Annotated in this window: 7 protein-coding genes; 6 read left to right on the top strand and 1 reads right to left on the bottom strand. The window is 71.4% G+C overall.

The features are described from left to right. Positions 1–188 precede the first annotated feature (188 nt). Positions 189–1,997: a glycoside hydrolase family 15 protein gene (locus tag GWI24_RS32295; protein WP_210949607.1), complete on the bottom strand. Its 1,809-nt coding sequence runs from the start codon at positions 1,995–1,997 to the stop codon at positions 189–191. A gap of 420 nt (positions 1,998–2,417) precedes the next feature. Here GWI24_RS32295 and GWI24_RS32290 point away from each other — a divergent pair, with 420 nt between their 5' ends. The 6 genes from GWI24_RS32290 to GWI24_RS32265 all read left to right on the top strand — a co-directional run bounded on the left by GWI24_RS32290 (position 2,418) and on the right by GWI24_RS32265 (position 10,649). Beyond that, positions 2,418–4,073, top strand: coding sequence for a CTP synthase (locus tag GWI24_RS32290; RefSeq protein WP_210949606.1), 1,656 nt, complete (start codon positions 2,418–2,420; stop codon positions 4,071–4,073). An 80-nt stretch (positions 4,074–4,153) separates the two neighbouring features. Then, positions 4,154–4,780 carry an NUDIX hydrolase gene (locus tag GWI24_RS32285; protein ID WP_210949605.1) on the top strand — a complete coding sequence of 209 codons (627 nt, stop codon included), beginning with the start codon at positions 4,154–4,156 and terminating at the stop codon, positions 4,778–4,780. Between the two features lie 164 nt (positions 4,781–4,944). Next, complete coding sequence (locus tag GWI24_RS32280) at positions 4,945–7,164, top strand: tetratricopeptide repeat protein (RefSeq protein ID WP_210949604.1); 2,220 nt, start codon at positions 4,945–4,947, stop codon at positions 7,162–7,164. Between the two features lie 226 nt (positions 7,165–7,390). Beyond that, the gene (ald, locus tag GWI24_RS32275; protein WP_210949608.1) at positions 7,391–8,506 is read left to right on the top strand and encodes an alanine dehydrogenase; all 1,116 of its coding nucleotides are present in this window, start codon (positions 7,391–7,393) and stop codon (positions 8,504–8,506) included. Between the two features lie 410 nt (positions 8,507–8,916). Continuing rightward, positions 8,917–10,083 carry a ParA family protein gene (locus tag GWI24_RS32270; protein WP_210949603.1) on the top strand — a complete coding sequence of 389 codons (1,167 nt, stop codon included), beginning with the start codon at positions 8,917–8,919 and terminating at the stop codon, positions 10,081–10,083. After that, complete coding sequence (locus GWI24_RS32265; protein ID WP_210949602.1) at positions 10,068–10,649, top strand: hypothetical protein; 582 nt, start codon at positions 10,068–10,070, stop codon at positions 10,647–10,649. Before GWI24_RS32270 ends, GWI24_RS32265 begins: the two co-directional genes overlap by 16 nt. The last annotated feature ends 23 nt before the right edge of the window (positions 10,650–10,672 follow it).

Below are 10,672 nucleotides of genomic sequence, written 5' to 3'. Positions count from 1 at the left end.
AGCCCGCCGCAGGCGCCAAGGTCCGCCGGACACTGCCTGGCCGCTCGCTCGATGCCCCGCCTCGACCCGCGTCGACCCGCTTGGGACCGCGCTGCGGGCCCGGTCCCGCAGCTCGCGCGCCGAGCGGCTGGGCGCGGGCCGGGCCCGCACATGAGGGGTGCCCGGGCCGCCAGGGCCCGGGCCGGGGGCTAGCCTCCGTACGCGCCGGACGCCGTGAGACGCAGCGCGGTGTCGATCAGCGGCACATGGCTGAACGCCTGCGGGAAGTTGCCCACCTGGCGCTGGTTGCGCGCGTCCCACTCCTCGGCCAGCAGCCCGAGGTCGTTGCGGAGCCCGAGCAGCTTCTCGAAGAGCTTGCGGGCCTCGTCCACCCGGCCGATCATCGCCAGGTCGTCGGCGAGCCAGAACGAGCAGGCCAGGAAGGCCCCTTCGTCGCCCTCGAGACCGTCCACCCCGGCGTCCTCGCCCGCGGTGGGGTAGCGCATCACGAAGCCGTCCTCGGTCGACAGCTCCCGCTGGATCGCCTCGATGGTGCCGATGACCCGCTTGTCGTCCGGCGGCAGGAAGCCCATCTGCGGGATGAGCAGCAGCGAGGCGTCCAGCTCCTTGGAGCCGTAGGACTGGGTGAAGGTGTTCCGCTGGGCGTCGTAGCCCCTTTCGCAGACGTCCCGGTGGATCTCGTCGCGCAGCTCCCGCCAGCGCTCCAACGGCCCGTCCACATCGCCGGATTCGATCAGCTTGACGGTGCGGTCGACCGCGACCCAGGCCATCACCTTGGAGTGCACGAAGTGGCGGCGCGGCCCGCGCACCTCCCAGATGCCCTCGTCCGGCTCGTCCCAGTGCTCCTCGAGGTAGCGGATCAGCTTCAGCTGGAGCACGCTCGCGTAGTCGTTACGCGCCAGACCCGTCATATGGGCCAGGTGCAGCGCCTCGGTGACCTCGCCGTAGACGTCCAGTTGGAGCTGGCCCGCCGCGCCGTTGCCCACCCGGACCGGCTGGGAGTTCTCATAGCCGGGCAACCAGGTCAGCTCGGCCTCGGCCAACTCGCGCTCGCCCGCGATGCCGTACATGATCTGGAGGTTCTCCGGGTCGCCCGCGACCGCGCGGAGCAGCCATTCGCGCCAGGCGCGGGCCTCCTCGCGGTAGCCGGTGCGCAGCAGGGAGGAGAGGGTGATCGCCGCGTCCCGCAGCCAGGTGAAGCGGTAGTCCCAGTTCCGGACGCCGCCGAGCTCCTCGGGGAGGGAGGTGGTGGGCGCCGCGACGATGCCGCCGGTGGGGGCGTAGGTCAGCGCCTTGAGCGTGATCAGCGAGCGGACCACCGCGTCCCGGTAGGGGCCGTGGTAGGTGCAGTGCTCGACCCACTCCCGCCAGAACGCCTCGGTGGCCTCCAGCGCGCCCTCCGGTTCGGGCAGGGCGGGCGGCTCGCTGTGCGAGGGCTGCCAGCTGATGGTGAAGGCGATCCGGTCGCCGGGGCCCACCGTGAAGTCCGAGTAGGTGGTGAGGTCCTTGCCGTAGGTGTCGGCCTCGGTGTCCAGCCACACCGAGTCCGGACCGGCGACGGCGACGGTACGGGTGTCCACCCGGTGCACCCACGGCACGACCCAGCCGTAGGAGAACCGCATCCGCAGCGCGGAGCGCATCGGCACCCGGCCGCTGACGCCCTCGACGATCCGCACCAGTTGCGGGGCGCCGTCACGGGGCGGCATGAAGTCGATCACACGGACCGTGCCGCGCGGAGTGTCCCACTCCGACTCCAGGACCAGGGAGTCGCCGCGGTAGCGGCGGCGGTCGGCGGTGGGCGGTGGGCTCCCCGCGGGGGCGGCCGGCCCCAGCCGCCAGAAACCGTGTTCCTCAGTGCCCAGCAGACCGGCGAAGACGGCATGGGAGTCGAATCGCGGCAGGCAAAGCCAGTCGACGGTCCCGTCTCTGCAGACGAGGGCAGCCGTCTGCATATCACCAATCAGTGCGTAATCCTCGATACGCCCGGCCACGTGCATTCCCCATTCGAACGGCCGTATTACCCCGGAGGGCGTTGCTTACGGTCTCGGAAAATTCTGACGAGCTCTTGTTCCGGGGGCGTGCTGGTGGTGCCGTGCCGGGGTGGCTCGCATGCGTGCGTCCGACGAGGATACGACGGACAACGGTGATCCGCTTGAGCCCGTCCACATCGTGGCTCGCATCTCACGGCCGATCGGGTGGCCAGGTCACGCATGGTGTTCGGGCGGTTGCGCAGACCGAACGCGGGAACCAGGTCAGCAGCGACCGCTCCGGGGCGCTGATACCCTGGTAGCCCGTGGAGCGGCGGGCACAAAACCCCCGAACCTCAGCGGCGGCGCCCCCGGACCTCGGAGCGGCTGCCGTACGCACCCTCACGACGCGACCACGGGAGCCCCCTCTTGGCCATTGCCGCTAAGCCCATGACGACCAAGCACCTCTTCGTCACCGGGGGTGTCGCCTCCTCACTCGGCAAGGGTCTTACCGCCTCCAGTCTGGGGGCGCTGCTGAAGGCGCGCGGTCTGCGCGTCACCATGCAGAAGCTCGATCCGTATCTGAATGTCGACCCGGGCACGATGAACCCCTTCCAGCACGGCGAGGTGTTCGTCACCAACGACGGCGCCGAGACCGATCTGGACATCGGCCACTACGAGCGCTTCCTCGACGTCGACCTCGACGGCTCGGCCAATGTGACCACCGGACAGGTTTACTCCACCGTAATCGCCAAGGAGCGGCGCGGTGAGTACCTCGGGGACACGGTGCAGGTCATCCCGCACATCACCAACGAGATCAAGCACCGCATCCGGCGCATGGCCACCGATGACGTGGACGTCGTCATCACCGAGGTCGGCGGCACCGTCGGCGACATCGAGTCGCTGCCCTTCCTGGAGGCCGTCCGCCAGGTCCGGCACGAGGTCGGCCGGGACAACGTGTTCGTGGTGCACATCTCCCTGCTGCCCTACATCGGCCCGTCGGGCGAGCTGAAGACCAAGCCCACCCAGCACTCGGTGGCCGCGCTGCGCAATATCGGTATCCAGCCGGACGCGATCGTGCTGCGAGCCGACCGCGAGGTCCCCACCTCCATCAAGCGCAAGGTCTCGCTGATGTGTGACGTGGACGACGCCGCCGTGGTCGCCGCCATCGACGCCAAGTCGATCTACGACATCCCCAAGGTGCTGCACTCCGAGGGCCTGGACGCCTATGTCGTCCGCAAGCTGGACCTGCCCTTCCGTGACGTGGACTGGACCCAGTGGGACGACCTGCTGAAGCGGGTCCACGAGCCCGACCACGAGGTCACCGTGGCGCTCGTCGGCAAGTACATCGACCTGCCCGACGCCTATCTCTCCGTCACCGAGGCGCTGCGCGCCGGCGGCTTCGCCAACAACGCCCGTGTGAAGATCAAGTGGGTCACCTCCGACGACTGCAAGACGGCGGCCGGCGCCCGGGAGCAGCTCGACGGCGTGGACGCGGTCTGTATCCCCGGCGGCTTCGGCGACCGCGGTGTCATCGGTAAGGTCGGTGCGATCACCTACGCCCGGGAGAACAAGATCCCGGTGCTGGGCCTCTGCCTGGGACTCCAGTGCATCGTCATCGAGGCCGCGCGCAACCTCGCGGGCATCGAAGGCGCCAATTCCACCGAGTTCGAGCCCGCCACCACCGACCCGGTGATCTCCACCATGGCCGAGCAGCTCGACATCGTCGCGGGCGAGGGCGATATGGGCGGCACCATGCGGCTGGGCATGTACCCGGCCAAGCTGGCCGAGGGCTCGATCGTCCGCGAGGTCTACGACAACCAGCCGTATGTCGAGGAGCGCCACCGCCACCGCTACGAGGTCAACAACTCCTACCGCGGTGAGCTGGAGAAGAAGGCCGGGATCGTCTTCTCCGGCACCTCCCCGGACAACAAGCTGGTGGAGTACGTGGAGTACCCGCGCGAGGTCCACCCCTATCTGGTCGGCACCCAGGCCCACCCGGAGCTGCGCTCCCGCCCGACCCGTCCGCACCCGCTCTTCGCGGGTCTGGTGAAGGCGGCGGTCGAGCGACAGGTCGCAGCTCAGACGCGGGGCGCGAGCGTCTGACCGTTACGGTTGGCAGGGGCGGGCGGCCGGCGCGGCCCACCGCCCCGTCAACCGCACGCGGAAAGGACGCTGAGGCAAGCATGCGCATCCAGGACACCCCCGAGGAATGGCCGGTCACCGCCACCGCCACGCCGTTCACCGGCAATAAGACGAGCGTGCGCACGGACGAGGTGGAGATGCCCGACGGGAGTCGGGTCAAGCGCGACTACCAGGTCCACCCCGGCTCCGTCGCCGTCCTCGCCCTGGACCAGGACGACCGCGTGATCGTGCTGCGGCAGTACCGGCACCCGGTCCGCCAGCGGCTGTGGGAGATCCCGGCCGGTCTCCTGGACATCCCCGGTGAGAACCCGCTGGCCGCCGCCCAGCGGGAGCTGTACGAGGAGGCGCACGTCAAGGCCGAGGACTGGCGGATCCTCATCGATGTCTACACCTCGCCCGGCGGCTGTGACGAGGCCGTGCGGATCTTCCTGGCCCGGGAGATCTCCGTGGCCGACGGCGAGCGGTTCGAGGTCTCCGAGGAGGAGGCCGACATGGAGCTCGCCCGGGTGTCCCTGGATGAGCTGGTGCGCGGCGCGCTCGCGGGCGAGCTGCACAACAACTGCCTCGTGACGGGCGCGCTGGCGCTGCGGGCGGCACTCTCCGGCGACGGCCTCGACGCCCTCCGGCCCGCCGACGCCTCCTGGCCGGCCCGGCCCTTCGACGCCTGAGCCACTGATGGGGCGCATGGGCCCCGCTCGGCCTCGGTGAAGATCCGATGGAGTGATTTTCGGTCCGTGCTGTGGGCCGCGAGTACCGGGTACCTGACGCGGAGTGAACTACGCTCATAGTGAGCCGAAGGGGCTCGTACGCGCAGGTGGACGGGAGTGGGCCCGTGGCGGAGCAGGCGGTCGACACCGATGGGGAGCCGGCGGCCCCAGGGAAGCGGCAGCCGCCGCCCGCCGCGTCCGCTTCGTCCGCCCCTCGCCGTCCGTCGGAATCCGCTCCCGGCCGTCCGCCGGAGGATGAGACCTCCTCCGGCACTCCGCCGCGGCAACGGCGCTCGGCCGCGGACGCCCAGGACGGCGGGGTGTGGAGCGGGGCCACCCGGGCCGTGCTGTTCGCGGCGGCCGCCTCCGTGGGGCGGGGCTTCGCCGGGCGGCGGCGGGAGCTGCTCTCGCTGCGGGCCGATATCGAGCGCGCGGGCCTGGACACCCTCGCCGGCCGTAAGGCCGCCCGCAGCCGGGTGCTGCTGATCGCGGGCCGCCCCGGCTGGGGCCGTACGGCGCTGGCCGAGGAGCTCGCCCGGCGGCTCGCCGACGACTACCCCGACGGAGTGCTGAGCGCCCGGCTGACCACCTCCGCCGGCGACCCCGTGCCCACCGAGCGCACCGCGCGTGAGCTGCTCGGGCGGCTCGGCGTGACCGCCCCGCCGGGGGCGGACGAGGACGATCTGAGCGAGGCGCTGCGCGAGGCCCTCGACGGCAAGCGGGTGCTGCTGCTGCTCGACGACGTGGCCGGGGCCGAGCAGGTGGACGCGCTGCTGCCCGACGAGCCCGGCTGCCTGGTGGTCGCCGTCTCGCGCGGCCCGCTGACCGGGGTGCCGGATGTGCGGCCGTGCACGGTGGGCGGGCTGGATGTGAGCGCGGCGGTCGGGCTGCTGGCGCAGTACACCGGCCCCACCCGGATCACCTGCGATCCGGTGGCCGCGCAGTCCCTGGTCGAGGAGTGCGCGGGCCAGCCCGCGGCGCTCGTCCTGGTCGGCGGCTGGCTCGCCGCCCGCCCCCAGGCGTCGGTGGCCGACGCCCTGGACCGGCTGCGCGAACTGCCGCCGGACGAGGGCGACCTCGACCACGGCGCCCGCCCGCTGACCCGCGCCTTCCGGCTGGCCTACGCCGCGCTGCCGTCCGCTGCCGCCCGGATGCTGCGGCTGCTGGTGCTGGCGCCCGCCGGATCGGCCGACGCCCAGATCGCCTCCGCGCTGGCCGGCTGCTCGGTGGCGGACGGCGAGGCGGCGCTGGAGGGCTTCGCAGCGTACGGGATGCTGCGCCCGCGCGGCACCGGCCGCTACCTGGTGCCCGGCTGTCTCGATCCGCTGCTGCGGGAGCGGCTGGCGGCCGAGGAGCGCCCGGCCGAGGTGGAGCTGGCGCGGGCGCGGATGCTGGAGCGCGCCGTACGGCAGCTGCACGCCTGCCGGCTGGCCGCCGAGCCCGCCGGTTCGCCGGGCCGGAAGAAGCTGGCCGGGATGCCGAAGCCGCTGCGGTTTTCGTCGTCGGCGGAGGCGGCCGGCTGGCTGGAGGAGCGGCTGCCCACGCTGATCGAGGCCGCCCGGATGGCCGTGGAGACCGGGCAACTCGACACCCTGGCCCGGCGGTTGGTGGCCGCGCTGACCCACGCCCTGACCGCCCACCGGGGCTTCGAGGGCGCCGCGGTGGAGCTTTACGGGCTGCATCAGCTGGTGCTGGACGTGGCCCGGCGCCGCGATCTGCCGGTGGAGCGGGCGGCCGCGTTGCTGAACCTCGGCGATCTGGACGGCGGGGCGGGCCGGGTGGACAAGGCCCTCGCCCGCTACAAGAGCGCCCTGGAGGCCGCCCGCTCCTCGGGCGATCCGTATACGACCGGCCGTGCGCTGGAGTCGATCGGCGGCACCTACCAGGCGCTGGAGGACTGGCACCGGGCGGCCGACTGGTTCGGACGCGCCCTGGAGCTGCGGCTGAGCCGCCGCGACACACCCGCGGTGGCCCGGCTGTACGCACGGCTCGGCACCGTCCACGGCTACGCCGGGCGGTGGGGCGAGGCGCTGCGCGACTGGCGCGCCGCCGCGGCCGCCTGCCGCCGGGCGGGCGACCAGGCGGGGTACGCCCGGGCGCTCAGCGGCACCGCGGACGCCCAGGAGCGCTCGGGGCGGCCGAGGGAGGCGCTGCGCACCTGGGCGGAGACCGCCGCGGCCGCCCGGACCTGCGGTGACACCGGGCTGCACGCCGAGCTGGCGCGCCATGCGGCGGACGCGATGGACCGGCTCGGCGGGGACCCCACGGTGGCGCGGTCGCTGCGGCGCACCGCCCGGAGGATCGAGGCGGAAGACACCGGTCCGTCACCTCAGAGTGGGGCCTGAAACCCTGCCGACCTACGAAATCAGTAGTGGTCTTCCAAAAGATTGATGCATTGCAAGGCTAGACAGCGCGACGTCCTTCATTAGACTGGCTGTACCGCGATTGTTGCGGTCGTCTCCGGCATGCGGACGCGCCTGTCGGTTTGCCTGTCTATGGTCGATGGTGTGTCGGCCCGTGCCTGGCTATGGCGATATGTTCCTTTTCCCCCATTCAAGGACCGTGATCGACGTGAAGGTCGGTATCCCCCGCGAGGTCAAGAACAACGAGTTCCGTGTGGCCATCACCCCCGCCGGTGTGCACGAGCTGGTCCGAGGCGGCCATGAGGTCGTCATCGAGCGGAGTGCGGGCCTCGGCTCGTCCATCACGGACGAGGAGTACACCGCCGCCGGTGCGCACATCCTCGGCACCGCCGACGAGGTCTGGGCCACGGCCGACCTGCTGCTGAAGGTCAAGGAGCCCATCGCGGAGGAATACCACCGGATGCGCAAGGGCCAGACGCTCTTCACCTATCTGCACCTGGCCGCCTCCCGGGCCTGCACCGACGCGCTGCTGGAGTCCGGCACCACCGCCATCGCCTACGAGACGGTCGAGACCGCGAACCGCGCCCTGCCGCTGCTCGCGCCGATGTCCGAGGTCGCGGGCCGGATCGCGCCGCAGGTCGGCGCGTACCACCTGATGCGCTCGGCCGGCGGCCGCGGTGTGCTGCCCGGCGGGGTGCCGGGTGTGGCCGCCGGTCGGGCCGTGGTCATCGGCGGTGGCGTCTCCGGGTGGAACGCCGCCCAGATCGCCATCGGCATGGGCTTCCACGTCACCCTGCTCGACAAGGACATCAACAAGCTGCGCGAGGCCGACCGGATCTTCGGCAATCGGGTGCAGACCATCGCCTCCAACGCCTATGAGCTGGAGAAGGCCGTCCTCGAGGCCGACCTGGTCATCGGCGCGGTGCTCATCCCGGGCGCCAAGGCGCCCAAGCTGGTCACCAACGAGCTGGTCTCCCGGATGAAGCCGGGAAGTGTCCTTGTCGACATCGCGATCGACCAGGGCGGCTGCTTCGAGGACTCCCGCCCCACCACCCACGCCGAGCCGACCTTCGAGGTCCACAACTCGGTCTTCTACTGCGTGGCCAACATGCCCGGCGCGGTGCCGAACACCTCCACCCACGCGCTCACCAACGCCACGCTCCCGTACATCGTGGAGCTGGCCAACCGCGGCTGGCGGGACGCGCTGCGCCGGGACGCCGCGCTGGCCAAGGGGCTCAACGCCCATGAGGGCCAGGTCGTCTACGGCCCGGTCGCCGAGGCCCATGAGCTGCCCGTCGTCGAACTGGGCTCGCTGATCGGCTGAATGACGCCCGGAGTTCACCGGACCCGGCCGCCGGGGCCCGTGAACCCCGGTTGCCGGACGGTCAACCCGGACCGTCAACCACATGTCAACATCGGGCATCCGGCCGGGCCTTGTCGAAGGACGAGGCCCGGCCGAAGGTGTGTCCGCTGTGCCCCGTATCGCGTGCGGACCACCGCTCGGTCAACTCGCCCTAAATGCAACTATTCAGACGCTTTATGCGGTGGTGAAATCTCCGCGGCGCCGTTCACACGCCCTTGACATCGGGGTGTTCGATTGCCGACACATCGTGCCGTGTCCGGTGGATTGTGTTGCTGCGGACCGGTGACACGCCATAGAGTCGCCAACCGTCGGCATGGTGTCACGCTGACCTATAGAGAAATTTCCTGGTCACCAAGGAGGTAGGACGACTTGTGAATGAGTCGACATTTTCTCCCGGGGGTGGTCAACCAGGACCGGCTGCGCGGGGCCAGGGTCCCTCGGGGCTCGAGGTTGTCGGCTCCGTCGCTGTCCGTACCTTCGCAACCCGCCAGAGCCCGACGACAGCCCACCAGAGCCACAGCATGGACGGCCATCACGTGAACGCCATGGCCGGCGACCAGGGGGGCACGGATCCCGCCCGCTTCGCCGACTACGACGACCTCCCCGACGGGCACTTCTACGACCCGGACGCGGAGTACGAGCCAGATCCCGAATACGCGGCCACGCTCGCGCCCGACGCTGCCCGCCAGCGCCGCGAGCGGATCGGTCCCACCGGGCGTCCGCTGCCGTACTTCCCGATCCCCGGGCCGCTGACCGACCACGGTCCCGCGAAGATCATCGCGATGTGCAACCAGAAGGGCGGGGTCGGCAAGACCACCTCCACCATCAACCTGGGCGCGGCCCTGGCCGAGTACGGCCGCCGGGTCCTGCTCGTCGACTTCGACCCGCAGGGCGCCCTGTCGGTCGGCCTCGGGGTCAACCCGATGGAGCTCGACCTCACGGTCTACAACCTGCTCATGGAGCGGGGCATGTCGGCCGACGAGGTGCTGCTGAAGACGGCCGTGCCCAACATGGACCTGCTGCCCAGCAATATCGACTTGTCGGCCGCCGAGGTGCAGCTGGTGAGCGAGGTCGCCCGGGAGTCGACCCTCCAGCGCGCGCTCAAGCCGCTGATGGCCGACTACGACTACATCGTCATCGACTGCCAGCCCTCGCTCGGTCTGCTCACCGTCAACGCGCTGACCGCCGCGCACAAGGTGATCGTGCCGCTGGAGTGCGAGTTCTTCGCGCTGCGCGGTGTGGCGTTGCTCACGGAGACGATCGAGAAGGTCCAGGAGCGGCTCAACCCCGACCTGGAGCTGGACGGCATCCTCGCCACGATGTACGACTCGCGCACCGTGCACAGCCGTGAGGTCCTCGCCCGCGTGGTCGAGGCGTTCGACGATCACGTCTACCACACGGTCATCGGCCGTACGGTCCGCTTCCCCGAGACCACGGTCGCGGGTGAGCCGATCACCACGTACGCGTCCAACTCCGTCGGTGCCGCCGCCTATCGCCAGCTCGCCAGGGAGGTGCTCGCCCGGTGTCACGCCGAGTGAGTCTGCCGGGAGCCGACGAACTGTTCCGCACCACGGGAGGGATGGGCCTCCAGTCCTCCGCTCCCGCCGCCGGGCGCCGCCAGGCGAACGGCGAGGGCCCCCGGGTGCCCCCGCCCGCCACCGAACCCGACCCGGGCGCCGAGCCGCGCGAAGGGCAGGAGCAGCGCGCGGACGGTGAGCAGTCCGGCTCGGGCGAACACACGGGACGGGAGACGGCCTCCCAGGACGCGGTCGGCGAGCGGCGCCCCGCCGCCGGGGACCGGCCCAAGGGCCGCCAGGCCCAGGGCGGTTCGGCCGCGGCCGAGCAGAACGGCCCGGCCCGCCGCCGCGCCCGTGCGGCGAACCGCAGGCCCAGCGGGCGCGAGCGCCACGACGAGAAGATCACGGTCTATGTCTCCGCCGAGGAGCTGATGGACCTCGAGCACGCGCGTCTGGTGCTCCGCGGTGAGCACGGACTCGCCGTCGACCGCGGCCGGATCGTCCGCGAGGCGGTCGCGGTCGTCCTCGCCGACCTCGAGTCGCGCGGCGACGCGAGCATCCTGGTGCGCCGCCTCCGCGGCCGTTGACCGGGCCGGGCGATAGCCTGCCC

Origin of the sequence: Streptomyces sp. MK37H (assembly GCF_018035285.1) — a bacterium.
Lineage (GTDB): Bacteria > Actinomycetota > Actinomycetes > Streptomycetales > Streptomycetaceae > Streptomyces > Streptomyces endocoffeicus.
The sequence above is the reverse complement of the archived record's forward strand: the minus strand, read 5'-3'. Positions and strand labels throughout refer to the sequence as shown.